The sequence below is a fragment of the Micromonospora sp. NBRC 101691 genome (assembly GCF_030269285.1).
In the GTDB taxonomy this organism is placed as follows: domain Bacteria; phylum Actinomycetota; class Actinomycetes; order Mycobacteriales; family Micromonosporaceae; genus Micromonospora; species Micromonospora echinospora.
The window spans coordinates 60125-86018 of the sequence record NZ_BSTB01000022.1 but is presented as its reverse complement, the minus strand read 5'-3'; the positions used below and the strand labels follow the sequence as shown (position 1 = coordinate 86018).

The window sequence follows — 25894 nt, the reverse complement described above, 5'->3', positions numbered from 1 at the left end:
TTCCCGCCACGGCGCATCCATTGTGGATGTCGTCGCAGCTCGTCGTGGCGCAGGTGCTCCGTGGGACTCCTGCGGCGCCGGGCGTCGCGTGTTGCTGCCGTCGGGAGAAGAGGCTCGTGGTGTTCAAGAAGATGCTGGGCGCGTTCGGGGTGGGCGGCCCCAGCGTCGATGCGGTCCTGTCCAATCCGAACGTCCGTCCCGGGCTGGTGCTCGACGGACAGGTGAACCTGACCGGCGGCAGCCACGATGTGGAGATCGACCACATCACCGTCGGTCTGGTCACCCGGGTGGAGATGGAGGGCGCGGAGGAGGAGTACGACGCCCTCGTCGAGTTCCACCGCGTCCAGGTCGCCGGTGGCCTGCACCTGCGTGAGGGGCAGCACCTGTCGCTACCGCTCCAGGTCGCGGTGCCCTGGGAGACCCCGGTGACCGACCTGTACGGGCAGAACCTGCACGGTATGACCATGGGCCTGCGCACCGAGGTGGCGATCCGCGGCGCGGTCGACAAGGGTGACCTCGATCCCGTGTTCGTGCACCCGCTGCCGGTGCAGGAGCGCATCCTGGAGGCGTTCGGCCGGCTCGGCTTCCAGTTCAAGGGGGCCGACCTGGAGCGGGGGCACCTCCTCGGTGTGCACCAGAGCCTGCCGTTCTACCAGGAGATCGAGTACTACGCCGCCCCGCAGTACGCCCACGGCGTCAACGAGGTCGAGTTGACCTTCGTCGCCAACGAACACGGCGTGGACGTCGTGTTGGAGTTCGACAAGCGTGGCGGCCTCTTCACCGGTGGCCAGGACTCGTTCGGCCGCCATCACGTCGCGCACGCCGACGCCGACCGCGTCGACTGGACCGCGCAGGTCGACACCTGGGTCCGCCAGACCCTGGACGGCTACCAGAGCCTGCACGCCGGCCACGGTTACGCCCCACCCGCGCCGGGCTACGGCACCCCCGGCTACCCGCCGCCGGGCTACGGCACCCCCGGCTACCCGCCGCCGGGCTACGGTCAGCCCGGCTACGGTGCTCCGGGACACGGGCACGTGGTCCACGGCCACCCGGGCGACCACTACGAGGAGCACCACGAGCGGCGTGGGCCCGGCATGGGCGCGGTCGCCGCCGGCGTGGTCGGCGGCGTGGCCCTCGGCTTCGCCGGCGGTATGGTCGCCGACGAGGTCTTCGACTCCTTCGGCGACGACGAGGGCGGCGACGAGGAGGGCTGAGCATCCCGGCCGAGGTCTCCGGTCGGCCCACCCGACGGTCGCCGGATCGCGGACGTGCTGCACAGCTTGTTCCCAGCCGGGCGGGCTAACCTCGGGCGTCTTATGAACGATCTTCCTTCCCATAGTCCCTGGCCCCTGATCGTCGAGGCCGCCGAAGTGGCGGCCCAATCGGCAGGGGCTGATCGATGAACGAGTGGATCCTGCTGGGGATCGGGCTGCTGCTCACCGTCGGCACCGGTCTCTTCGTCGCCTCCGAGTTCGCCCTGGTCAATCTCGACCGGGGGGACCTCGAGGCGCGCCAGGCACGTGGTGAGCGCCGGCTGGGCCCGACGATCGCGGCGTTGAAGATCACGTCGACGCATCTGTCGAGCGCCCAGCTCGGCATCTCCCTGACCACCCTGCTCACCGGGTACACCTTCGAGCCGGCGGTCAGCGCGCTGCTCGCCGACCCGCTCGGGGCCGCCGGTGTGCCGGAAACGGCGGTCCCTGCGGTCGGAGCGGTCGTCGGCATCCTCCTGGCGACGCTCTTCTCCATGGTGATCGGCGAACTCGTGCCGAAGAACTTCGCGCTTGCGGTGCCCCGCCAGACGGCGAAGGTCGTGGTGCCGTTCCAGGCCCTGTTCACCACCGTCCTGAAACCCGTGATCGTGCTCTTCAACAACACCGCCAACGCGGTGATCCGTGCCTTCGGCATCGAACCGAAGGAGGAGCTGTCCGCCGCACGAACCGCCGAGGAGCTGAGCGCGCTGCTGCGGCACTCCGCCCGAGCCGGTGTGCTCGACCCGGAACACGCCACCCTGCTGGACCGCACGCTGCGCTTCTCCGACCGGGACGCCTCGGACGTCATGACCCCCCGGGTCCGGATGACGGCGGTCGACGCCACCACGACCGCCAGCGAGATCATCTCCCGGTCCGTGACCACCGGCCTGTCGCGGTTCCCGGTCGTCGGCCGGGACATCGACGACCTCATCGGGGTGCTGCACGTCAAGCACGCCTTCGCCGTCCCGGCCGCCGGTCGGGACGACGTCCGCGCCCGTGACCTGATGGTCGAGCCGCTGCGGGTACCCGAGACGATGGACCTCGACGCGCTGCTGCCCGCCCTGAGGGGTGGGGGACTCCAGTTCGCGGTCGTCTACGACGAGCACGGCGGCACCGCCGGCATCGTCACCCTGGAGGACCTGGTCGAGGAGATCATCGGTGACCTGGAGGACGAGCACGACCGCGCCCGCACCGTCGTGCTGCGGCGCGGTGAGTCGATCGTGTTCGACGCCTCGCTCCGCCCCGACGAGCTGTTCGAGCGGACCAGGATCACGGTCCCGGAGGACGACGACTACGACACGGTGGCCGGCTTCGTCACCGCCCGCCTCAACCGGTTCCCCGAGGTCGGCGACGAGGTGGCCATCGAGGGCGGGGTCCTGCGCGTGGAGCACCTCCACGGGGTTCAGGCCGACCGACTGAGGTTCCACCCCACCGGGACGCCGGTTGAGGCCGGGCACGACGCGGACCGTACGGAAGAGAAGATCCGATGAGCGAGTACCTGCCCGGCATCGTCTGGCTCGTCGTCCTGCTGGTGGTCAACGCGTTCTTCGTGGGCGCGGAGTTCGCGGTGATCTCCGCGCGGCGCTCCCAGATCGAGCCCAAGGCCCTGGCCGGGAGCCGGGCCGCCAAGACGACGCTCTGGGCCATGGAGCACGCCACCCTCATGCTGGCGACCAGCCAGCTCGGCATCACCGTCTGTTCGCTGCTCATCCTGAACGTCTCCGAGCCGGCCATCCACCACCTGCTGGAGATCCCGCTCGCGAACACTCCGCTCTCACCCGAGGCGGTCACCGTCCTCGCCTTCGCCGTCGCGCTCGTGCTGGTCACCTTCCTGCACGTGGTGTTCGGCGAGATGGTCCCGAAGAACATCTCGTTCTCCGTGCCGACCCGGGCGGCACTGGTCCTCGCTCCGCCGCTGGTGTTCGTCGCCCGCATCTTCAAGCCGATCATCTGGAGCCTGAACGGGGTCGCCAACGGCATCCTCCGACTCTTCCGGGTGACGCCCAAGGACGAGGCCACCAGCACCTACAACCTGGACGAGGTGGCGACCATCGTGAAGCAGTCGACCCGTGAGGGCGTGCTCGTCGACGGTTCGGGGACGCTGACCGCAGCCTTCGAGTTCACCGCGAAGACCGTCGGCGACGTGGAGGTCCCCCTCGGGAACCTGGTCGTGCTACCGATGACCGTGACTCCGGCGGAGATCCAGCAGGCCGTCGCCGTGCACGGGTACTCCCGCTACCTGCTCACCGACAACGGTGGACCCAGCGGGTACGTGCACATCAAGGACGTCATGGACCTGACCGGCGACGCCTACACCGCTGCCGTTCCGGGCAAACGCGTCCGCAAGCTCGCTGCCGTACCCCGCAGCAGCGAACTCGAAGACGCCCTGGCCGCGCTCCGTCGGAGCGGTACCCACATCGCCCAGGTCCTCGACGAGCGGGCAGAGGTGACCGGCGTCATCTTCCTCGAGGACATCATCGAGGAACTCGTCGGCGAGGTACAGGACGCGACCACCCGCTGACGACGGGTCCCGTGGCCTGTTCCGGAGGCTGCCCGGCCCCCGGAACAGGCCACGGTGACGCCGTGGCGTCGCTTTCGTCGGCGGTCACACGCCGTCCGGCGCGGGGATCTCGCGTAGGTGGCCGCCGTCGAGGCGCAGCCACCGCTGTACGCCGATGTCGGCGAGGAACCGTTCGTCGTGGCTGACCACCACGGACGCACCCCGGTACGCGGTGAGGGCGCTCTCCAGTTGGCCCACGCTGACCAGGTCGAGGTTGTTCGTGGGTTCGTCGAGCAGCAGCAGGTGCGGCGCCGGCTGCGCGTAGAGGACACAGGCGAGGGTGGCGCGCAGCCGTTCGCCACCGGAGAGCGCGCCGACCGGGAGATGCGCCCGGGCGCCGCGGAACAGGAAGCGGGCCAGCAGGTTCATCCGCTCGGCCTCCGGCCGGTCGGGGGCGTACGCGGTGAAGTTCTCCGCGACCGTCCGGTCCGGATCCAGCAGGTCCAGGCGCTGGGAGAGGTAGGCGACGCGGCCCTCGGCGCGGCGCACCTGCCCGGTGTCCGGTTCGAGATCACCGTGCAGCAGTCGTAGCAGGGTGGATTTGCCGGCGCCGTTGGGCCCGGTCAACGCGATCCGTTCCGGCCCCCGGATGGTCAGGTCGACACCGTCGCTGGCGAAGACCGGCCGGCCGCCGTGACGGAGCTGCATCCGTTCCGCCGCGACGACGGTGCGGCCGGCGGGAACGGTGGTGTCGGGCAACTCCAGGGTGAGAACCTGCTCGTCGCGCAGCGACCGGCTGGCTTCGTCGAGCCGGGCCTGGGCCTCGCTGACCCGGTTGGCGTGGGCCTGCCGTGCCCGACCGGCCGACTCCTGGGCGCTGCGCTTGAGCCCACCGGCGACGATCCGGGCCAGGCCGGCGTTGCCGAGGTTGCGGGCGGCGTTGCCGGCCCGCCGGTCGGCCCGCTCCCGGGCCTGCTGCATCTCCCGCTTCTCCCGCTTCACCTCCTGCTCGGCGCTGCGCACGCCGCGCTCCGCCGCTTCGCGCGCCGTCCGCGCCGCTTCCTCGTACGCGGTGAAGTTCCCGCCGAACAGGTGCACCTCGCCACGGTCGAGTTCGGCGATCCGGTCCATCCGGTCCAGCAGGAGCCGGTCGTGGCTGACCAGCAGCAGGCACCCGGGCCAGTCCGCCAGTACCGCGTACAGCCGGTGCCGGGCGTCGATGTCGAGGTTGTTGGTCGGCTCGTCCAGCAGCAGCACGTCCGGACGCTTGAGCAGTTGGGCCGCCAGGCCGAGGGAGACCACCTGCCCGCCGCTCAGCGTGCGCAGGCGTCGCTCCAACGTCACGTCACCGAGGCCGAGCCGGTCGAGTTCGGCCCGGCTGCGCTCCTCGACGTCCCAGTCGTCCCCGACGGCAGTGAAGTGCTCCTCCGCCGCGTCGCCCGCCTCGATGGCCCGTAGCGCCGCGAGTGTCGCGTCGACACCGAGCACCTCGGCGACGGTCAGGTCACCGGCGAGGGGAAGGTTCTGCGGCAGGTAGCCGAGCATGCCGTCGATCGTCACGGTGCCCCCGGTGGGGGTGAGGTCACCGGCGATCAGGCGGAGCAGGGTGGTCTTGCCGGCACCGTTCGGCGCCACCAGACCGGTGCGACCCGGCGGCACGGTGAAGGAGAGGTCGGAGAAGACCGGGGTGTCGTCCGGCCAGGAGAAGGACAGGTTCGTGCAGATGACGCAGGCGTCGGACATCGAAAGACCTCGGGGAGAAGCCGGGAACGCGACAGGCGCCCCGGTCGGGCAGACAGGAGCATGACGAGACAGACCGCCCCGGCGCCGGCCGGCGGGCGGTGGGGCCGCTCACCCCGAGATGTCGTCGTCCCCCGTAACCATGATCTGCTCCCTGGTTTCCTCGCTGCGGTCTCCGCCGCAGTGCCAGCCTAGCAACCGTGGGATCCGCCGGTACCGCGCGATCCCATCCGTCGACAGGGCCGATCCGTCGCTCCGACAGGGCCGATCCGTCGCTCCGACAGGGCTGATCCGTCGCTCCGACAGTGCCGAATGGGCAGCTGGGGGCAGCCGTCGGCGGCTTTCTTTGATCTAATCCGGTCGCTGGAGCACCTGCACGCGACGGGGTCCTGAGGATCAAGGAGAGCTCATCATGGCCGTCTCGCAGCGCGTCGCGATCGTCACCGGCGGCTCCCAGGGCATCGGCCGCCAGATCGTCAAGCGGTTGGCGGCGGACGGCTACGCGGTGGTGCTGAACTTCGCCACCAGCAAGGTCGAGGCGGAGCAGACGGTCGCCGAGATCGTCGCCGCCGGTGGGAACGCCGTCGCGGTGCAGGCCGATGTCGGCGACGAGTTCGCGGTGGCCAGGCTCTTCGACATCGCGGAGCGGACGTACGGCGGGATCGACGTCGTGGTGAACTCGGCCGGGATCGTGGTCCATGCCCCCATCGCCGAGCTGGACCTCGCGGACCTGGACCGGGTGCACCGGACGAACATCCGTGGGACCTTCGTGGTCGACCAGCAGGCGGCCCGCCGGGTCCGGCCCGGGGGCACGATCGTCAACATCTCCAGTACGACGCCCCGGCTCTCCCTACCCGGCTACGCCGCCTACGCGGCGAGCAAGGCCGCGGTGGACGCGATCACCCTGATCCTGGCCCGTGAGCTGGGGGAACGCGACGTGACCGTGAATGCTGTCGCCCCCGGCGCCACCGCCACGGCCCTCTTCCTCAAGGGCAAGGACGAGCAGACCATCGCCCGGATGGCGGCGATGTCGCCGATGAACCGGCTCGGCGACCCCACCGACACCGCCGACCTGGTGGCCTTCCTCGCGAGCCCGGCCGCCCGCTGGATCAACGGCCAGGTGTTGTACGTCAACGGGGCGGCCGCCTGACCCCCCGTTCCGCGTCTGCGCGGGTCATCGCCGGCCGCCGGGCGGCGGCAGCCGGATGACGTCGTCCGTCACCCGGCTGCCGCCTCCGGTGGTGCAGGAACCGTAGGGCCGGCGAGCGCCCCGTCAGGCAGGATGGTCGCTCAGCCCGCGACCGGGGTCAGCTTGAGCAACTCCCAACCGCCCTCCGGGACGTCGTCGGTCGGGTCGGTCCGCAGGTTCATCGGGTTGGCCGTACCGAGGTACAGGTTCGCACCGTCCGGGAGCATCGTGCGGAAGCCGTAGTTCAGGTGGTTGCCCAGTCCCTTGGTGTCGACCGCAGTGGCGGGCCGCAGGCTCGACTCGTACATCCACAGATCGCCGCCGTAGAGCGCCGGGTCGATCACGATCGGGTCCAGTTCGCTGCTGAGACCCTTGGCCGCGTTGCGGAAGCCCATCTGCGCCGCGGTCTCGGGCAGCAGGTCCTTGGCGAGGTAACTCCAGTCCATGGTGCCGATGAACAGTCGTCCGCCGGCCACCTCCATGGTCCAGGTGTAGTTGGTGTAGATGTTGCCGAAGCCGATCCGCCCGTGGAGCGCGCGGTGCCCGGTGGAGGTGTACTCCCAGGCGCCCGCGCCGTTGTTCGCGGTCGCGTCGTACGCCGGCAGTTTCGCCTCGCCGTAGAGCAGGTCCACGTCTTCGAGGAGGGTGCCGAACCGCTTGCCCCGGAAGATGCTCACCGCGCGCTGGGAGTTCTCCAGCAGCGCCCGCGCCTCGACCTCGTCCCCCGGCGGGTACACCTCGGCGACCTTGCTCGTCGACTTCATCGGGACGTGCATGGTGCCCCAGTAGAGGTACCCGTCGTACGACATCAGGGCACCGAGGCCGTACGTGCCGGCGATGATCGGGTCCGGCTCGTAGGAGGACGCGCTCCACACCAGCTTCCAGCTTCCGGTGTCGCCCGCCGTCAGGCCGGGCTCGCCCTCGGCCAGCGGTGGGCTCATCCACACCCCGGCGACTCCGGGATCCGCCTCCTCGACCGGCTTGATGCCGATGAGGCCGAGCAGCGACCCGGTGAGGTTTCCGACCAGGCCGGAACCCCGGGCCGTCGAACCTGCGGCGAGGGCGCCACCGCTCGCCGCCGACCAGGTGCTGACGAAGATCCGCCCCTCGTGTACGGCCAGGTCGGCCACCTGGGCCGCCAGTTGTCCGACCTCGACGAAGTTGAACGGGTTCGTGCGGTCCCCGGCCCACCGCAGGACGTACCCGCCCTCGCGGCCGTTCGCGCCGACCCCCACTCCGGCGTAGAGGACGTTGTCGGCGACCACGAAGTTGCGGATGTTGCCGTACTTGGCGAAGCTCGTCGAACCGAGGTACTGCCCGGTCGCCGTGTCGAACGCGAACATGTTGACCGACTGCCCGAGGGCGGGCCCGGCCAGGATGACGACTCCCTGGTGCGTCGCGCCGGCCCGCAGCCCCAGGGTCCGCCGCAGCCGAGAGGTGTCGTCGGCGGAGGCGTTCTTGATGTCGTCCGTCTTCTCGGTCAGTACCCGGGAGGACTGGTCGTAGACGTAGGCCCGGGGGTGGCGGTGGTCGCCGACGTTGGTCGGCATGGTCGGGTTCTGCCGCACGACCTGGCTCTCGGCGTACTCACACACGTAGTCGTCGTTGAGCCGGGGATTCGGCCGGGAGAGGGTCGTACCGCCGACGATGCAGTTGACGTTCGCCCCGGTGCCGAACCAGAGGCGGTTGTTCGCCCGGGCGAGGGACCAGACGTACGCCTGGTTGACCTTGGCCTGGCCCTGCGCGCACGGGGGGCCGGCCGGGTAGGGCTGGCCGATCCCGTCGAAGCACTCGTCGGGGGTGGCCTTGGCGAGCAGTTCGTGCTGGAAGGTCGGGGGCGTGGACGGCAACAGTCCCGCCGCCGCGGACGGGGTGGCGGCAAGAGCCGGCAGGACCCCGAGAACCACGACGGCGGACAGTAGCCGCCAGCGAGACTTTCTGACCCGGTGCATCCTTTTCCCTCTCTTTCGGCGCGGTACGCCCGCGCCGATATATCGACGTGCATCGGCCCGGTGGTCCGTGCGCCGTGACGGGATCTCGGACGCCGGTGCGGTGGGCACCCGCGAACGCCGCCAGTCACGGGACAGGCGGTCACAACGGCGGACGACTGGGCTGGATAGCTTGATGTCGATCTCAAGTGTCCACAGCGTACTAGCGCCCGAAACTCCTGTCAGCAATCCACTGTGGATGTGCCGACGGTGGTCGCCGATGAGGTGAAAAGCCGCCCTGTCCAGTGGTGATTACGGGTTTAACGCGATATCGGCGAGGTTGCGACCGGCAGTTCGATCGCGCTGGTGTCGTGCCGCCGGTCGAGCGCGATCTGCGGTCGCCGGTCGCCGTCGACACCCGGTCGGAGGTCCCGCTGTCGGCGCGGTACGCCGAGATCGTCACCGGTCCGGTGGGTGGCGCCGACACGTCCGCGTCGACCGGGACGGGCGCGCTGCGGGAGGCGGGAAGCTGCCGTACGCGCGGGGGTTGTGCAGTTAATGAGCGATCGGACCAATGTGAACAGGGCGCTGAAAACGGCCAGTGGTCACCTTTGCGGTGCCGCTCGGAGGGGTTGGCGGCGGGCGTTGTCCGTGATGTTTTGCGGTCCGCGAAAAGTTCCAGTAGTGGATCAGTTCGTCATTGGCGTTGCGTAATCATGATCCCGATAGTCGGGCTCGTCGCTTGCTACACTCCGAGCCGGATAAAGGCGGGTCGGGTCGACGGCGCGAAAGGATCTGTGGTTATGGCGGAGGTCCGACGGTACCGAACCAGGGTGTCCGACAGTGCGCTGTGGGTGGGATTCCCGCTGCGGGACGGTGACGTGGTGATCAGCACGCCGCCGAAATGCGGAACGAGTTGGATGCAGATGCTGTGCGCTCTGCTGGTCTTCGAATCGCCCGAGTTTCCTCGTCCGTTGACCGAGATCTCCCCGTGGCTCGATGCCGTGAATCATGACTTCGCCGTCACCCGCGCGACGCTCGAAGCCCAACAGCACCGCCGCTTCATCAAGACCCACACCCCGCTCGACGGACTTCCCTTCGACGAGCGGGTCACCTATGTCTGTCAGGGTCGGGATCCGCGCGACGTGGCGATGTCCTTCGACGCGGCCAGCGCCAACATCAATCCTGCGGTCAGAGTGGCCGAGGCCGCCAGGGCCGGCATCGACCCCCGGAAGGTCCCGACTCCGCCGGCCGACCCGCTCGAACGGTTCTGGCTGTGGGCGGACGGGGAGTTCGTCGACGACCCGACCGGCCCGGGCGTGACCCTGGCCAACCTGGTTCACCACGTGCGGACGTTCTGGGAGCGGCGGCACGAGCCCGGGGTGGCGTTGTTCCACTACAACGATCTCCTGACGGATCTGCCCGGCCAGCTCCGGCGTCTGGCCACCGTGCTGGCGGTCGATGTCAGCGACGGGCGGGTCGAGGAGCTCGCCGCCGCGGCCAGCTTCGCCCGCATGCGGGAGCGTGCCGACGAGCTGGCGCCCGGCGTCAGCGCCAACCTCTGGCGCAGCAACCGCGAGTTCTTCCACTCCGGCACCAGTGGGCAGTGGCGCGCGCTGCTGGGCGCGTCCGACGTCCGGCGCTACCAGGACCGTCTGGCGGAACTCGCGCCTCCCGATCTCGCCGAATGGCTCCACACGGGCTGGTTGGGCTTCGGGCCGACCGGGCGTGAGGGCGGTGCGCCCGCAGACGGTCACGTGCGTCACCCGGCCGAGCCGGTCACCGATCGCTGACACTCCGCGCCACCTGGAAGGTCGAGGCGGCCTCGCCCCGAACAGCCCACCCGTGCGTATGGCGACGATCCCTTTCTGATCGGTTTCCGGTCGGCGGAATGATCCGCGGCGACCGCGATTCGTGTGACCCTGCCGAACCTATTCCAGCGCCCATTTACGGCTCCTGGGAATCCCGCTGGAAGCGTATTGCCGGCAGTTGTGAGAATTTGTCGCCGGATGCGGGGAAGCGCTCCCATCGGGAGTGACGCCGTGGCATACTCCCTGTCATTAGTCTTCCGGCGCGGCCGGATGCGCCGGAGCGGGATCCTGCTCCACGGGAGTGAAGCATGACATCGACCGCAAGCCCAGAACCGGTAACCGACGACGTGCCCTTTCTCGACATCGCCGACCCGAACTTCGACTTCAATTCCGCAGCGGTTGCGGAGGCCCAGGCGAAAAGCTGGTACGCGGAAAGCCCGGTGGGTCCCGTCGTGCTGCGTTACGCCGAGGGGCAGGAGCTTCTGCGTGACCCGAGACTCGGCCACGGCGGCACGCGTCTGATCGAGATGCAGGGCATCACCGAGGGGCCGGTCTACGACTGGTACGTCTCGATGATCGTCACGTTCGACGGGGAGGAACACCGTCGGCTGCGCAGCCTGGTCACGAAGGCGTTCACCGTACGCATGATCAATGATCTGCGGCCCTTCATCCGGTCCCAGGCCGAGCGCCTGACCGACCACATCGAGTCGGTGGACGTGTGCGAGTTCGTCGACGACTTCGGCAACCCGTTGCCCCTCGCGGCGATGTGCCAGCTCCTCGGCGTGCCCGGCGAGGACTACGACACGTTCAAGAACTGGACGATGGACATCGGCCTGGTCCTCAGCTTCGCCCACGGGGGTGACGTTCCGGCGCGGGTCGAGGCCGCCGTCGTCGGCCTGTACGACTACGTCGGCGCCCTGATGGACCGGAAGTCGGTCGAGCCGGGCGACGACCTCATCTCCGCCCTGCTGGCCGCCCAACGGGACGAGGGTCGGGTGAGCCGGGACGAGGTCCTCAACCTGATCGTGACCCTGATGTTCGCCGCTCACGACGCGACACGTCACCAACTCGCCAACGCCATGGTGACGTTCTCCCAGCACCCCGAGCAGTGGCGTCTGCTGGGTCGGCGTCCCGAGCTGGCGGCCCAGGCGGTGGAGGAGGTCATGCGCTGGTCCCCGTCGGCGCGGACCGTCCTGCGGTGGGCCGAGGAGGACTTCGAGTACCACGGCCTGCACATCGCGAAGGGCGCGACGGTGATCGTCATGACGCCCGCGACCCACCGGGACCCCCGGGCGTACCAGAACCCCGACTCCTTCGACATCACGGTCGCCCGGCAGACCCCGCCCCTCCAGTTCGGCGGGGGACCGCACACCTGTCTGGGGGCCGCGCTGGCCCGCGCCGAACTCGGCGAGGCGCTGCTCGTGCTCGCCCGGCGCCTGGGGCCGCCGTCGATCGCCGGTGCCGTCACCTGGCGGCCCCCCATCGGGATCTACGGCCCCGAGATGCTCCCCCTGCGCTTCGGCTGACCCGCTCCGAAGAACATCCCAGCCAATCGGCGAACGGCACAGACCCACAGGAGGCGTGTGTGGACCGACCGAACTGGGCGCCCGAAGGCGTCGACCTCCACCAACCGAGCATCGCCCGCGTGTACGACTACTTCCTCGGTGGCAGCCACAACGTCGCCGCCGACCGCAGACTCGGTGAGTTCATGCTCACCACCGAGCCGCAGTTCCCCCAACTGGTCAGGGCCAACCGGGAGTTCCTGGTCCGGGCCGTCCGGCTCCTGGTGGCGCAGGGCGTCCGGCAGTTCGTCGACATCGGCTCGGGCATCCCCACGTTCAACAACACCCACGAGGTCGCCCAGGACGCGGCGCCCGACGCCCGGGTGGTCTACGTGGACGTGGATCCGGTGGCGGTCGCGCACAGTCGCGAGATCCTCGCCGGCAACGACCGGGTGGCGGTGATCCAGGCCGACGTCCGGGACCCGGACAAGATCCTGTCCGACCCCGCGCTGCGTGCCCTGATCGACCTGAGCGAACCGGTCGGTGTCCTCCTGCTGGGGTTGCTGCACTACATCCCGGACAGCGCCCGGCCCGCCGGGATCGTCGGTCGCCTGCGGGACGCCACGGCGCCGGGCAGCTTCCTGGTGCTCTCCCACAGTTCGTGGTCGTCGGCCATCCCGGACATGGCCCAGATGCAGGACAAGTACAACACCGAGGTCGGCGCGGAGCTGACCCCGAGATCGCGCGACGAGATCGTCGCCCTGTTCGACGGCTACGAGCTGGCCGAGCCGGGAGTCGTGGAGTATCCCGACTGGCGTCCGCACGACGACACCGTCGCCCTCGCCCCGGGTGGCATCCTCACCTTCTACGTCGCCGTCGGCCGCAAGCCCGGCCCGACCGAGGGTCCGACCGACTGACGACCCGCCGGCCCCGGGCGGACCCGATGGGACCGCCCGGGGAACGGGCGACTACGCGTCCGTGGACGACCCGTCGCGGGCGGCCCACGCCCGGCCGAGGCCGGAGATCTCCGCGATCAGCTCCGGGTCCCCGGTCTCGCCCTGGTCGACCAGCCACGCGGCGGTCGCCACCAGCTCCTTGTCGCCCGCGTGTTCCTGGTAGTCCGGGGCCAGCCGGTCCAGCAGGCTCAGGTCGTAGACCTGGTCCCACAGCGACGTCTCCTGGAGCCACTCGTCGTCGTCGAGCTGTTCGACGAGCCACTGCGCCGGGGCGGACACGGTCCGTGTCGACAGGCCGAGCCCGGAGTGGACGGTCCGGTACAGGTCACGCCAGCGGATCGGGCGTCGGGACGCGACCAGCACCAGTTCCCGCTCGGCGGCCGGGTTGGCCAGCAGGGCGGCGAAGGCGCGTCCGGCGTCCTCGGCGTGCAGCAGGTTCCAGTACCGCTCACCCTCGTCGGCCAGGACCGCCGGCTCACCGGCCAGTGCCTGCCCGAGCCAGTACGTGTCCTCGGCGAGCTGACCGTCGAGCCCGCTGCCCGGCCGGTACACCGGTCCGAGCCGGACCACGAGCGCGCGGGAGTCCCCGGTCGTCCAGCTGTCCCGGACCGCCTGCTCCAGGCCGAGCTTGTCGCGACCGTATTCGGACACCGGGGCAGGTGTCACCCGCTCGTGCACCGGCGTCGGCAGCGGGCCGCCGGCAGCGTTGACGGAGGAGACGACCAGCAACCGGTCGACTCCCCGGCAGGCGGCCACGGTGAGCCGGCCGTCGTCGCCGTCGTCGCAGGTCAGATCCACCACCGCATCCGGGCGTACGGTCGACACCAGCTCCGCCAGCGCCCCGTCGAGGTGCCGGTCGACCTGGGCGACCGACACACCGACGGGCAGATCGGCGACGGTCTCGCCCCGGTGGGCGACCACCACGTCGTGTCCGGCATCGACCAGTCCACGGACCACCCCCGGTCCGACCGTGCCGGTACCCCCGACGACCAATGTCCTCACCAGTGACTCCCCTTCCGCATCCGCCCGGTCACCCGCTGGCCGGGTCCGACCGCCGGGCGATCCGTGCTCATTGGATCGCGAAGGCATGCTCCGACGTCAAGTGGTCGATCGGTTCCTCGGTGAACGTCGCGCTCGTCCGGTACGGCGAGGCCTCGATCCACGGCCGCACCGCGCTCGGCAGGACGATCGGCGGGGTTTCGAACCAGTCGCAGTAGTGGGTCATGGCCACCATCGGGCGGGGCGAGGAGGAGTGGTTCACCGTGCCCCGGTGCCACAACCGGGCGTCCCGGATGACCGCCGACCCGGCGGGGATGGCGAACTGCTGGGGCGGCCGGACCGCGCGGCGCTTCTCCAGCGCCACCGTCTCGACCCGGCCCGAGTCGTCGTACCAGCCTTCCGGGTTGAGCTGGTGGGTGCCGAGCCAGTACTCGGTGGTGCCGTTGTGCACGGTGAAGTCGATCAACGGAATGTCGACCTCCATCGCGTACGGCGGGTGCTCGGTCGGCCCGGGCCAGAGGTGCCCCTCGTCGAGGTGCACCGGCTGCTCCAGGCTGCCCGGCAGGTTGATGTTTCCGCTGTAGACCGCGTTCTTGGCGTCCGGACCGAGCAGGGCGGTGGTCACCCGGTAGACCGACTCGTTCAACAGGACCTCGGGGAAGAGCAGCTCGGGCACCGGCGGCGGGTCCTGCTGGATGTGACCGGTGACGAAGTTGATGGGCAGTGGCTGCTCGCGCCGGGCGAGATCCGCCAACATCGTGTCGCGGAGCCGCGCCACCAGTTCCGCCGGCACGACTCCCGGCAGGATCACCGCCCCCTCGACCCGCAGGAGGTTTCGCGCCTGGTCGAGCTGGTCCTCGGTCAGCCGCCGCACACCGTCCGGCGACCGGTGCGGTTCGACGAAGATCGAGTGATGGCCTGATGACATGACTTCTCCCCACATTTCGTGTGGTTGTGCCAAGCCGCCGCCGGTGTTGACGGTGACTGTCGGGGTTGTCGGTGGCGTCCGCCGTGGCCTCAGTCGCGTGGGCAGGATCGACCGGGGCCGGAGAGGATCACGGCCGTCGGAGGCCGTCTTCACCGTGTGCCGTGGTGGGGCGCTCCGAGCAGGTACGGTAGTCGATCAAACTGATTCGGCAATAGGTGAGTTGCGTTCGTATGCACAGCTCAACGCTAGGATCCCGGGCATGACTGCTCAGCTCAGCGACCAGATCCTGGCCGTCTTCCGGGTCGTGCTGAAGAACCCGGCGATGTCCGCAGAGGACGACTTCTTCGAGAGCGGCGGCGACTCGACCGCCGCGGTCGACGCGGCTTCCATGATCAACCAGCAGACCGGTGTGGCGGTACCGATCGCCCAGATGTTCATCTACCCGACGGCCGAGGAGCTCGCCGAGGCGCTTTCCTCGCTGTCGGCCTGACGCGCCCCGGGCGTGCCCGCCTGCGGCGGCGTCGGGCTGCTGACGGGCGGGCCGGCGGTGGATCTCCGTCGGGTGTGACGTTCCGTAGTGGTCGGCGGTGCTGCGTGCAGTCGGCGCCGTTACCGACAGGCATCGGCCGGCGGGAGCACGCCGAAGCCTCGAAGCCTGAAAGGCGCTGGGCACCGTCCTGGTGACCTTCAGCATCGGGCGTCGACCGGCTACGATTCGTGGCGAACCCCGGATATGGACGGGCGAGCAGACCGGTCACCGACAGTGTCCGACGCCCAGGCGCAGCGTCAGTCACCCGTCGATGCCCGGACGATCGCGAGTGGAGCTGTCGTGACTTCTGAGATCGAAGCGTCCGTCGGCCAGCGTCAACTGTGGTCCGCGTACCAGCGCGACGGCGCGGAGGTGCTCGACTCGTCCATCCGCTTCCGGATCCGGGGCGCACTGGATCTCGACGCGTTGGGCGGCGCGGTCGAGGACCTGGTGGCCCGGCACGAGATCCTCCGGACCACGTTCGAGGTCCGCGACGGGACGCTCCGGCAGCGTCTCCACGAGCCGGCACCGCTCCGGTACGACCTGCTCGACCTCACCGAGCTCGACCTGTCCGAGGAGGCCCGGCGGGACCGCTCGACCACCTGCAAGGCCGCCGACATCGACCCGTCGAGCCGGCCGGCGGTGTGGCTGACGGTGCAGCGGTTCGGGCCCACCGACCACCAGATCCGGCTCAACCTGCACGCGCTGCTGGCCGACGACTGGTCCTGCGAGATCATCGCCCGGGACCTGAAGGCGCTCTACCGCCGCCGGAGGGGTGAACGGGTCGAGCTGCCGCCGGTCCCCTGGCAGTTCTCCGACTGGACGTCCTGGGCCGGGCAGTGGTCGACCGGGGACGGCCTCCGACGCATGCGGGACTACTGGTCGAAGCAACTGGACGGGGCCGGCCTGCCGACGCTGCCCGACCGGGGCGTCCCGTCGTCGCCCTGGCCGGAGCGGGTCGCCGTGACCCGCCGCCTCCCCGGGGAACTCGCCGGCCGGTTGCGCGGCCTCGCCCGGCGGCACCGCACCACGCTCTTCCCGCTCCTGCTCACCGCGTTCGCCGCCGAGCTGCACCGGGCCAGCGGTCAGGACGACCTGACCATCTTCTCGCTGTTCGCCAACCGGGGCCGGCCGGAGGTCAACGAGACGGTCGGGCCGTTCGCCCATCTGGTGCCGTTGCGGTGCCGGGTGCCGGACTCCCGGGACGCGGCGCAGTTCGTCCGTGACACCCATCGGACGTTCGTCGGCGCCTTCGCCCACCAGGAGCTGTACCTGCACCAGTACCCCGACGACGTACGCGAGCAGTTGGGGGTCGGCGGTGACGGGTTCCGGCGGATGATGGTGTTCCAGCTGATGAACCGGCTGCACGGCGACAACGAGGTGGCGGGGCTGGAGTTCGAGGACGACGCGGACGTCCTCGACACCCCCTTCCCGTTCGAGCTGTCCGTGCACGCCAGCGACGACGAGCTGGCGGTGGTGCTGCTCTGCTGGCCCAGCGAGTACGAACAGTCCTGGGCGGACCGGTTCGTGGACCGCTACGTACAGGTGCTGACGGCGATTGCCGGAGCGGACGCCGACCTGGACACGGAGCTGTTCCGGGCGCGCTAGCCAGCCGACCCGCACCACGCCTCCGGTCGCGGTGACGCCCGCCCCCGGCCACGCCCGGCGGCCGGGTCAGGTGAAGTCGTCGTGACCGTGCCGGTGGGCCCGGCGGACCTGGAGCGTGACCACCAGCAGGGCCGCCGCCGCCCAGCCCGCGCCGACCACGACCTCCAGCGCCGCGTGGCCGAGCCAGGGCTCGCCGGCCAGCGCCGCGTGCACCGCCTGGAGGCCGTGGCGGACCGGCAGCACGGCACCGACCAGGTCGGCCACCGCGAGCCGGCCCGGTGGCACCAGGATCCCCCCGGCGAACAGGATCAGGTACGACAGCAGGTTGCCGATCAGCACGTCGGCCCGCCGGCCGACCGCGAAGGCCGCCGCGGCCAGCCCGGCGGCCGTCACGGTCACCGACATCAGGACGTACAGCGGCAGGAGCGGGACGAGCCGCAGGATCAGCCCGCCCATGCCGGCGAGCGCGCCGACCACGAGCAGGGACACCGCGCTGAAGACGACGCCGAGCAGGACGTACGGCAGGGCCCGCAGGAAGAAGATCACGAACGGGTGCATCCGTCCGCTGCGGACCCGGTAGAAGGTCCCGTTCCACTTGTCGTTGCCGGGGATCTCCCCGACCGCGATCACCCCGGCGAGCGGCAGGATCACCGCGAGCGACCCGACGAACGCGTACTCCCGCAGCTCGGGGCCGCCGATCACGCCGCCGAGCAGCGTCATGAAGAGCGCCTGGAGCACCGCCCGGGGAATCAGGACGGTGACCACGATGTGCGGCGGGTTCTCGGCGTAGAACTCCCGTACGCCGAACCGTACGGTCTCGGCCGACCGGTGCAGGTGCTCAGCGACGGTCAAGGAGTGCCTCCCGCTTGGCCCGGCGGATGATCTGCCGGAGCGCGTACCAGCCGAGCGCGAAGTAGCCGACGGTCAGCGCCACCATGACGGCCAGCGAGCCGGCGGCGAAGCGACCGGCTGCGGCGGCGGTGAGGAAGTCGGTCGCCCACCGCAGACTGACCACCGTCGAGATCCACCGGACGCCCTCGGGCAGCAGGTCGATGGGGATCATGAAGCCACCGAGGATGTAGATCGGGTACATCAGCGCGCTCGACCAGTGGTTGCCGTGCCGGGTCAGCAGGAACAGGCAGGACAGCAGCATCCCCAGCCCGGTGCCCGAGACCGCGACCAGCAGCAGGCCGAGCAGCAACAGACCGGGCCGCTCGGCCCGCAGCGGCGCGCCCAGCAGCAGCACGGTGACGATCGTCGTCACCACGATCATCGGCAGCGTGTACAGGCTGGCGCCCAGACACTTGCCGAGCAGGATCACCTGCGGCGACCGGGTGCTGGTCACGTTGGCGCGCAGGGTGCCGGCGTGCACCTCGAACTGGAGGATGCCGCCGGCGGTCCAGATCGTGGCGCCCCAGAACGCCATCATCACCACGCCGACGGTGAACCGGGTGGTGGCCTCTGCGGTGAGCTGGTCGTTCGCGCCGACGGTGACCGCGAGCAGGACGACCGGCTGCACGACCCCCAGCAGCAGGGCGAACGGACTGCCCCGCATCAGGCGGGTCTGTAACCGGAGCGAGGAGAACAGCACCCAGAGCCATTCCCGATCCGGCCCCGGGGACCCGGTGCGGTCGTCCGGCCGGACCGGGGCGGCGGCCCGGCTCACCGCCGACCGCCGAGGTCGAGGGTCGCGTACACGTCCTCCAGCCGGACCGGCGCCACGTCGACGTCCAGCACGTCGGCGTCGCTCAACACCTGGCTGAGGTGGGCGAACGAGGTCGGTCCCCAGTCCTGCACCCGAAGCCGAGCGGACCACACGTCGTCGTCCTCGACGATGCCGTCGACCAGCACACCGACACCGCCGTCGGTCAGCGCGGGCGGCACCTTGCCCCGGGCGCGCACCGTGACCACCGCCCGGTAGCCGGCGGCCCGCGCGAACTCTCCGGTGGTCATGTTCCCGCTGATGGTCCCGTCGGCCAGGACCAGCACCCGGTCCGCCAGCCGTTCCACGTCCAGCAGGTAGTGGCTGGTCAGCAGCACGGAGACCCCGTCGTCACGGAGCCGGCCGATCGCCGTACGCAGCCGCTCCGCCTCGATCGGGTCGAGTCCGATGGTCGGTTCGTCCAGGAGCAGGACGCGGGGCCGGTGCACGGTGCCGATGGCGATGTGCAGGCGTTGCCGCATGCCCTTGGAGTAGGTCTCCACCGGCCGGTCGGCGGCACCGGTCAGCCCCACCTCGTCGAGCGCCGCCGCGATCCGCTCGGTGATCTGCCGTCGCCGTACGCCGTTGAGCATGGCGAAGAACCGGATGTTCTCCCGGCCGGTCAGGCGGTCGTAGAGCCCCGTCTCGCCCCCGAAGATGACGCCGATCCGCTCGCGTACCTGGCGGGGATGGCGGACCACGTCGTGGCCGAGGATCCGCGCCGACCCGCCGGTCGGCAGCAGCAGCGCACTGAGGATCTTGGTCAGCGTGGTCTTCCCCGCGCCGTTCGACCCGAGCAGCCCGACGACCTCCCCCTCGTGCAGCGTGAACGTGACGTCGCGCAACGCGCTCACGGTCTCCTTACGGACCGTGAACGTACGGGAGAGCCCCGACACCTCCACCACCGGACGGGCCACGTGTTTCTCCTTCACTCGCGTCAGCCGGCCCGGTCCACCGCGACCAGCCGGAGTTCGGCGGTGTACCGCTCGCCGCCCTGGTCGGTGAGCCAACACTCGTCGGTGGCCGGCAGCATCTCGCTGATGGTCAGGCGGTGACCGGGACCGTCGGTCCTCAGCCGGCGTACCGCGGCGCAGAGCAGTTCCACCAGGGCGGGGCTGTCGGCGTCGACGTGGAACGGCTTGCGTTCCAGGGGCGACTTGACGAAGACCCGGGTGGGCAGGTCGCGGTGCCGCCACCAGCGGCGGGCGTGGGCGTACCGGTCCCGCACGTCCCGGACGTCGGCGAAGCCGAGTTCGTCGGCGGCGATCCGCCACTGTTCCCGCACCACGACCAGCCGGCCGAAACTGATCCGGGGCAGGTGCTCGTCGCGGAAGAAGGACACCCGGGCCATCAGCGCGGTCTTCAACGGTTGCGCGAAGATCTCCATGAGATCGAACCGCTCCCCGTCGGGCAGCCGGATCTCCCAACCGTCGGGCTGCTCGGTGACGGTCAGGTCGGCACCGTCGAGCGGTCGTCCCCGGGTCGGGAACGGCACCCGGCTGGTCAGCGCCACCACGTGGTCCTGCGGACGGACCAGCGCCCGTTGGGTCCGGGGCACGAGGTTCGCGCCCGCCTCCATCGGTGCCATGACCAGCAGTCGTGGCCGGGGGAAGTCCAGGTCGACCTCGCGCAGCAGGTCGTCGCGGTGCGGGTGCAGCCGGGCGAAGTAGGCGTAGTCCAGCGAGTTGACGCCCAGGTGCAGCTCGCCGAGGACCGGGGTGAACTCGCCCCGGTCGAGGGCGTCCGCGTCGGACGCGGCGATCATGAAGTCGGGGCTGGCGTACCGCCCCTCGCCCCAGCCGCTCGCCGGGGCGGCGAAGAGCCGCTCGACCTCCGGGCGCAGCAGGTCGGGATCGACGTCGAACCGACGTGCGCCGGCCGGCCACCCGAGGATCTCCCGCCAGCGCCGACGTGCCTCGGCGGAGACCTCCTCGACCAGGTCGTCGAGGGCGGTACCGAGCAGGGGCATGCACTCCAGCCACAGCGAGGCGAGGTCGACCGGACGTCCGTCGCCGCGCTGGCGGACCCGCTCGTACGGTTCGCGTACCCGCTCCAGCAGCCTGGTCCGCACCTGCCAGGTCAGCCATCGGCCCGCCTGGAACAGCAGGTCGACCGGGCTGATCGCGGCGAGCAGGTCGGTACCGACGGTGAGTCGCAGGTCCCGCCGGCAGTCCTGCACGACCAGCGTCCGGCCGCCGTACGTCTGACCGGCCCGCCGGACCGGCGCGGCACCGGTCAACGTGGTGAAGGTCTCCGCGGCGCGGTCGAGCGCGGACCGGAGCGAGTCCGCGTCCGCGCCCCGGTCGACCTCCTGCCGAGCCTGGTCGAGGCGGGCCACCGCGTCCGACGCCGGTCCACGTACGGCCGGATCGTCGATCGTGTCGACCAGGGCGCGGAGCTGGTCGAGCGAGTCGAGGTCGCCGCTGGTGTCCACGTCCCACAGCAGCCAGCGCCGTCGGCGCAGTCCGTCCAGGGCCGGGAACAGCTCCTCCGCCGGGCGGCCCAGCTCCGCGCCGGCCAGGGCGACCACCACGTGCGCCGGACGCCGTCCGTCGCAGTGCGTGAGCAGGGCGCGGGCCACCGGGTCGACCGGTTCCGGTCGGCGACCGGGCAGGGCCGCCTGCGCGCCGTCCCACCACAGGACGGGCGCCCGCCGAGGGGCCAGCCAGGGGGCCAGGCGACGGTCCCGGTTCAGCTCCCGGGCGAGCAGGTCGACCGCCCAGGGCTCCACGTCGGTCCACTGGCGGTCGGTCAGGGCCGGGCCGTGCCGGAACCGGACGGCCGGCGGGTCGTCGGACAGCCGCCCCCAGACGGCCGGTCCGAAGAAGCCGATCGAGTCGTTCTTGACGCAGTACCGCTGCCAGTAGCTGGTCACCAGCCGCTCCCGGGAGCGCCGCTTGGCTGCGGCCCGGTCGTCGTCGAGCGGTTGGGCCAGCAGCGGGGTGAACGCGGTGTCCAGCACCCCCGGGTTCTGCCAGGTGACCGCCGCCCGGAAGCGCTCGGTAGCGGCGATCTCCCGGATCGCGACCCGTTCCCGCCGCATGGCAGCCGTCCACCGGGCGTCGGGTCCACCGCCGGCCGGAGCCGTCCCCGGGGCGGGCGTGCCGTTCGCCGCGTCGACGGCGGCGGCCAGGGCGGGCTGCGCCAACCGCGAGACCCCGGCGGCCGGGAAGCCGGCACTGCGGACGACGAGGTGCGTCCACCACACCCGACGCCCGTCGGCGACCGGCAGGCGGTCGGGCTCGGCCGACTCCGGCCGGTCGCCGGTCACGACACTGCTCCGGGCGGCACCGGATCGGTCGGCGTCAGGTCGACCATGGCGATACGCAGTTCCGAGGTGTAGCGGTTGTCCTCGGCGTCGGTCAGCCAGAGCTGATCCGGGTCCGGCAGCATCTCGCTGACGGTGATCAGGGCCTTGTCGTCCGGCTCGGCGGTGCGCAGCCGGCGCAGCGACCGGGCCAGCATCCGCACCGAGGTGGGGCTGTCGAAGTCCACGTGGAACGGCTTGTCCTCACCGGGCACCTTGACGAACACCCGTTGCGGCAGGCCCGTCGAACGCCACCAGCGGCGGGCCGCCAGGAACAGCCCGGCCTCGTCCTTGACGGTGGCGAAGGCCAGGTCGTGCGGGTCGAACCGCCAGGTCTCCCGGGCGATCACCATGCGGTCGACGGTGACCCGGGGGGTGTGCGCCCGTTCGGGCAGGATCCGGAACCGGTCCAGCACGACGTCGGTGAGGATCTCCGAGAAGAGGTCGAGCACGTCGAACCGCGCGCTGCCGTCGGGCAGCACCGCGACCACCCGGTCCGGCTCCACCTCGACGGTCAGGTCGACCGCCGGGAGGGTACGGGGACGGGCCGCGTCCACCGTGTGGTGGGCGAGCACCACCACGTAGTCGTCCTCGCGGGTCAGCGCCGAGTGGGTACGGACCGAGAGCCGGCCCACGTTCTCCTTCGGCAGTGCCGGCAGCAGGCGGGGCGTGGGGAAGTCCTCGGTGAGGCAGTCGAAGAGCTGCTCGGCCGCCGGGTGCTGGGTGACGAAGCAGTGGTGCCGGCAGGAGTTCAGGCTCAGGTGCATCTCGCCGAGGACCAGGGTGAACTCGCCCCGGTTGAGCGCGGCCAGGTCGGGTGCCGCGATCATCACGTCCGGGCTGCAGTAGCGGGCTCCGCCCCAGCCCGACCGGGGTGCCGCGAACACCTCGGCGACCCGGTCGGCCAGGTCCGCGCCGGCGTACGCGACCCTGGCCCGGTCCCCGGAGTGGTCGAGCAGGGTGTCCCAGCGGCGCTGGAACTCCGCCTGCACCCCGTCGGCGACCCGCGCCGACTCCTGGTGCAGCCGGGCCATGCAGTCGAACCAGAAGGTGCTGAGGTCCAGCGTTCCGCCACCGCGCTCGATCGCGGCCGAGGCGATTCCGCGCAGCACCTCGGTGACCGCCCGCCCGACCTGGTAGGTCAGCCACCGTGCGCTGGTCAGCAACAACTCGATGGGGCGCAGCGCGTCGAACACCTCGGCGCCGAGCACCAGGTCGACCGCGCGGCGGGCATCGTGGTAGACGAGGGTGCGGCCGGCGTACGCCTTGCCCTCGTGCCGGGTGGCGGCGGTGCCGGTCTCCTCGACGAACCTCCGGTCCAGCTCGCGCAGCGCGGTGACCAGGCGATCCGGGGCCGCGTCGGCGGTCGCCGCGCGGACCGCCTCGCGGGCGGCGAGTAGTCGGTCCAACCGTCCGGACTGGGTCCGGGCCAGTTCCGGATCGCCGATCCGGCGCAGGGCCCGCTCCAGGTAGCGCTCCGGCCACGGGGTGAGCGGCAGTTCCAGCTTCCAGCTCGCCAGCCGCCGGCGGCACAGCCGGTTCAGGGCGTCGAACACCTCGGCGTCGTCCGGCCGGGTGGGCACCTCGGCGCGGACCACGGCGGCCACCTCCACCGCCGGGGTTACCCCGTCGCAGTGGCGGAGGATCGACGCCTCCAGGTCGGTCAGCGGGATCGGTGGCCGGCCGGGGAGCCGGGCGGTGTCGCCGTCGAGCCGCACGTACGGCATCCGGCGCGGGGGCAGCCAGGCCGGCATGCCGGACTCGGCTGCGATCACCGTGGCCAGGCGGTCCATGGCCCAGGACTCGAAGAACACCTCGAAGCGGTCGACCAGGCCCGGCCCGGCGGTCAGGGTGGTGGCCGGCCGGTCGGGATCCAGCCGGGTCCAGCCCACCGGGCCGAAGAACCCGATGGTGTCGTTCTTGAGGCAGTAGCGCTGCCAGTAGCCGGCCACCAGCTCCTCGTGCTGACGGTGGTTGCTGTGCCGCCGGTCGGTGCCGAGCCGGCGACGCAGCAGCGGCTCGACCGCCGTCGCCAGCGCGCGGTGGTTCTGCCAGCCGAGGGCGAGCCGGAACCGGTCGCCCCGGGCGACGTCCTGGAGCGCGGCCCCCACGCGGAGGATCTCCCGTTCGAACACCGCCCGGTACGTCTGGTCCTGCTCACCACCGGCCGGCGCGTCGAGCGCGGCGTCGGCCGCGCGTCCGATCTCGGGGGAGGCGAGCGCGTCCAGCCCGGCGGCGGGGAAGCCCGGCGCGCGCAGGATCACCTGGTTCCAGGCAGCCCACTGGCCCGAGGGGAGGGCCACCCGGCGACCCGGTTCGGCGGCCCGCCGGGAGGCGGCGGTGGATCCGGGAATCATCGCCACGTCTGTCACTGGATCGTGTCTCATCGGGACAGCCCTTCCGAAGCGATGCGGATCGCCACAGGGTGCGGGGGGAGGGGGACCTGTCGACCCGCGTGATCTTACCCGTCGATGAAGATCCGCCAAGGGGCTCCGCCGGGCCGTTGGAGACCGGACGGGGTGCGCCGACACATGTGGTGAGCAGGGGGAACCGGAGCGTCGACCATCGGTGCGTGCTGACTGTCTGCTCAGTCATCGGGTGCGGCGGCCGGCGTTTCGTTCCGTCTGACCCGTGGCGGCCTGCGGCGTCGAGCCGGTGGCCGGTCGCTACCCGCCGCCGGGAAGGCGGACGCGGACGGGCCGTCGGGGCTCGGGGGTGCACCCGGTCGTCCTGCGGGCGGGCGCGGCGGTCGCCCCGAAGAGCGTGGACAGCGGGACGCTGCCGAGGGCCGTCGCCCGTTCCGCCGCGACACGGAGCGCGAGCGGCTGGCCGCCACAACGCTGGACCAGAGCGTGGGCCGTCTCCGTCTCCGCGTCGATCCGGTCGCCGATCAGGTCGCGGAGCAACTCGATGGCTGCCCCGGCGTCCAGCGGGCCCAGCTCCAACCGTCGCGCGCCGTGCCGGACGACCAGCGTGGCCAGGCTGTCCCGGCTGGTCACCAGGACGAGGCAACCGGGCGACCCGGGCAGCAGGAGGCGCACCTGTTCGGCCGAGGCCGCGTTGTCCAGCAGCACCAGCATGCGCCGGCCCGAGATCCGGGTCCGGTAGCGGGCGGCCAGAGCGGCCGGGGTGCCGGGCAGGTCGGCGGTGTCGCCGAGGGCGTGGAGGAAGGCCACGAGCACCTCGGTCGCCGACGGTGGCTCACCCGGGTCCTCGCCACGCAGGTCCACGTAGAGCTGACCGTCCGGGAACCGTCCGGCCACCCGGTGGGCCCAGTGCACGGCCAACGCGCTCTTGCCGACCCCGGACGCCCCGGTGAGCAGCACCGTCATCATCGCCGCCCGGTCGGTGCCCTCGGTCAGCAGGCCGTCGAGCGTGTCGCACAGCGGATCGCGTCCGGTGAACGGCAGCACGTCCGGCGGTAGTTCCCGGGGTACGGGCACGCGCGTCGCCGGTTCGGGGCGGGCGGGCGGCAAGCCGTCCGGGTCGTCCCGGACCTGGCAGTGCCGTGCTCTGCGCCACAGCGTGGCGAAGCGGTCGACGTCACCGCCGAGCACCCGGACGATCTCCGCCACCACCTCCCACCGGGCCGGGTGCGGGCGGACGAAGGCGGCGTGGATCGACGTGGGGTTGATCCCCGTGGGACGTCGATCGGTGCGGGTCAGCCGTTGCAGCCGGCGCATGCTGGGCTGGCCGGCTGCGAGGTGCAGGGCGTGCAGTTGTTCGTAGAAGTCGGTCAGGGCACCCGTTGGTACGAGCGGACGGCTGAGCCGGCCCATGAGTTGTCTCCCCACGCGAGCGACGCGGTTCCCGGTAACCGATACCGATGTATATCACTCCCAGGTATTCCCCGGTGACGATGTGTCATCTTGTGGAAGAACTGTCAGCGACAGGGTTGACGGTGCGCACCGCTTCCCAGGGCCTCCGCCGGCTGGCCATGCT

19 protein-coding genes are annotated in these 25894 nt (G+C 71.1%); 9 read left to right on the top strand and 10 right to left on the bottom strand.

Annotation, left to right across the window (positions count from 1 at the left end):
* Positions 1-116 precede the first annotated feature (116 nt).
* The 3 genes from QSK20_RS27000 to QSK20_RS26990 all read left to right on the top strand — a co-directional run bounded on the left by QSK20_RS27000 (position 117) and on the right by QSK20_RS26990 (position 3774).
* On the top strand, positions 117-1214 hold the full coding sequence (locus QSK20_RS27000) for a sporulation protein (protein ID WP_285791423.1): 1098 nt from the start codon (positions 117-119) through the stop codon (positions 1212-1214).
* A gap of 185 nt (positions 1215-1399) precedes the next feature.
* Complete coding sequence (locus QSK20_RS26995) at positions 1400-2743, top strand: hemolysin family protein (RefSeq protein WP_285791422.1); 1344 nt, start codon at positions 1400-1402, stop codon at positions 2741-2743.
* Positions 2740-3774 (top strand): hemolysin family protein, encoded by a 1035-nt coding sequence (locus tag QSK20_RS26990; protein WP_285791421.1) that lies wholly within the window; start codon positions 2740-2742, stop codon positions 3772-3774. The genes QSK20_RS26995 and QSK20_RS26990 overlap by 4 nt, the downstream gene beginning before the upstream one ends.
* Before the next feature lie 84 nt (positions 3775-3858).
* Here QSK20_RS26990 and abc-f read toward each other — a convergent pair whose 3' ends face one another.
* The gene (abc-f, locus tag QSK20_RS26985; protein WP_285791420.1) at positions 3859-5496 is read right to left on the bottom strand and encodes a ribosomal protection-like ABC-F family protein; all 1638 of its coding nucleotides are present in this window, start codon (positions 5494-5496) and stop codon (positions 3859-3861) included.
* 409 nt (positions 5497-5905) lie between these two features.
* On the opposite strand from abc-f, the gene QSK20_RS26980 reads away from it, so the two are divergent.
* Entirely contained in the window at positions 5906-6643 is a 738-nt protein-coding gene (locus tag QSK20_RS26980) for an SDR family oxidoreductase (protein WP_285791419.1), read from the top strand.
* Positions 6644-6783: 140 nt separating this feature from the next.
* On the opposite strand, the gene QSK20_RS26975 is transcribed toward QSK20_RS26980, so the two are convergent.
* A complete protein-coding gene (locus tag QSK20_RS26975; RefSeq protein WP_285791418.1) occupies positions 6784-8589 on the bottom strand; it encodes a hypothetical protein in 1806 nt (601 codons plus the stop codon).
* 854 nt (positions 8590-9443) lie between these two features.
* Here QSK20_RS26975 and QSK20_RS26970 point away from each other — a divergent pair.
* The 3 genes from QSK20_RS26970 to QSK20_RS26960 all read left to right on the top strand — a co-directional run bounded on the left by QSK20_RS26970 (position 9444) and on the right by QSK20_RS26960 (position 12840).
* Positions 9444-10403, top strand: a complete 960-nt coding sequence (locus QSK20_RS26970; protein ID WP_285791417.1) for a sulfotransferase domain-containing protein — start codon at positions 9444-9446, stop codon at positions 10401-10403.
* A gap of 326 nt (positions 10404-10729) precedes the next feature.
* A complete protein-coding gene (locus QSK20_RS26965; RefSeq protein ID WP_285791416.1) occupies positions 10730-11947 on the top strand; it encodes a cytochrome P450 in 1218 nt (405 codons plus the stop codon).
* A gap of 59 nt (positions 11948-12006) precedes the next feature.
* Positions 12007-12840, top strand: coding sequence for an SAM-dependent methyltransferase (locus QSK20_RS26960; RefSeq protein WP_285791415.1), 834 nt, complete (start codon positions 12007-12009; stop codon positions 12838-12840).
* A gap of 51 nt (positions 12841-12891) precedes the next feature.
* On the opposite strand, the gene QSK20_RS26955 is transcribed toward QSK20_RS26960, so the two are convergent.
* Both QSK20_RS26955 and QSK20_RS26950 read right to left on the bottom strand, forming a co-directional pair.
* Positions 12892-13881, bottom strand: a complete 990-nt coding sequence (locus tag QSK20_RS26955) for an NAD-dependent epimerase/dehydratase family protein (RefSeq protein ID WP_285791414.1) — start codon at positions 13879-13881, stop codon at positions 12892-12894.
* A gap of 67 nt (positions 13882-13948) precedes the next feature.
* Entirely contained in the window at positions 13949-14806 is an 858-nt protein-coding gene (locus tag QSK20_RS26950) for a phytanoyl-CoA dioxygenase family protein (RefSeq protein WP_285791413.1), read from the bottom strand.
* 259 nt (positions 14807-15065) lie between these two features.
* Here QSK20_RS26950 and QSK20_RS26945 point away from each other — a divergent pair, with 259 nt between their 5' ends.
* Entirely contained in the window at positions 15066-15296 is a 231-nt protein-coding gene (locus tag QSK20_RS26945; protein WP_285791412.1) for a phosphopantetheine-binding protein, read from the top strand.
* Positions 15297-15635: 339 nt separating this feature from the next.
* Complete coding sequence (locus QSK20_RS26940) at positions 15636-16943, top strand: condensation domain-containing protein (RefSeq protein ID WP_285791411.1); 1308 nt, start codon at positions 15636-15638, stop codon at positions 16941-16943.
* 66 nt (positions 16944-17009) lie between these two features.
* Here the strand turns inward: QSK20_RS26940 and QSK20_RS26935 are convergent, their stop codons facing one another.
* From QSK20_RS26935 to QSK20_RS26910, 6 genes are all read right to left on the bottom strand, one after another.
* The gene (locus QSK20_RS26935) at positions 17010-17795 is read right to left on the bottom strand and encodes an ABC transporter permease (RefSeq protein WP_285791410.1); all 786 of its coding nucleotides are present in this window, start codon (positions 17793-17795) and stop codon (positions 17010-17012) included.
* The gene (locus tag QSK20_RS26930; protein WP_285791477.1) at positions 17782-18534 is read right to left on the bottom strand and encodes an ABC transporter permease; all 753 of its coding nucleotides are present in this window, start codon (positions 18532-18534) and stop codon (positions 17782-17784) included. Before QSK20_RS26930 ends, QSK20_RS26935 begins: the two co-directional genes overlap by 14 nt.
* Before the next feature lie 71 nt (positions 18535-18605).
* Complete coding sequence (locus QSK20_RS26925) at positions 18606-19562, bottom strand: ABC transporter ATP-binding protein (protein WP_285791409.1); 957 nt, start codon at positions 19560-19562, stop codon at positions 18606-18608.
* 20 nt (positions 19563-19582) lie between these two features.
* The gene (locus tag QSK20_RS26920) at positions 19583-21916 is read right to left on the bottom strand and encodes a lantibiotic dehydratase (RefSeq protein ID WP_285791408.1); all 2334 of its coding nucleotides are present in this window, start codon (positions 21914-21916) and stop codon (positions 19583-19585) included.
* The gene (locus tag QSK20_RS26915) at positions 21913-24309 is read right to left on the bottom strand and encodes a lantibiotic dehydratase (protein WP_285791476.1); all 2397 of its coding nucleotides are present in this window, start codon (positions 24307-24309) and stop codon (positions 21913-21915) included. Before QSK20_RS26915 ends, QSK20_RS26920 begins: the two co-directional genes overlap by 4 nt.
* A 309-nt stretch (positions 24310-24618) precedes the next feature.
* On the bottom strand, positions 24619-25731 hold the full coding sequence (locus tag QSK20_RS26910) for an NB-ARC domain-containing protein (RefSeq protein ID WP_285791407.1): 1113 nt from the start codon (positions 25729-25731) through the stop codon (positions 24619-24621).
* Between the last annotated feature and the right edge of the window lie 163 nt (positions 25732-25894).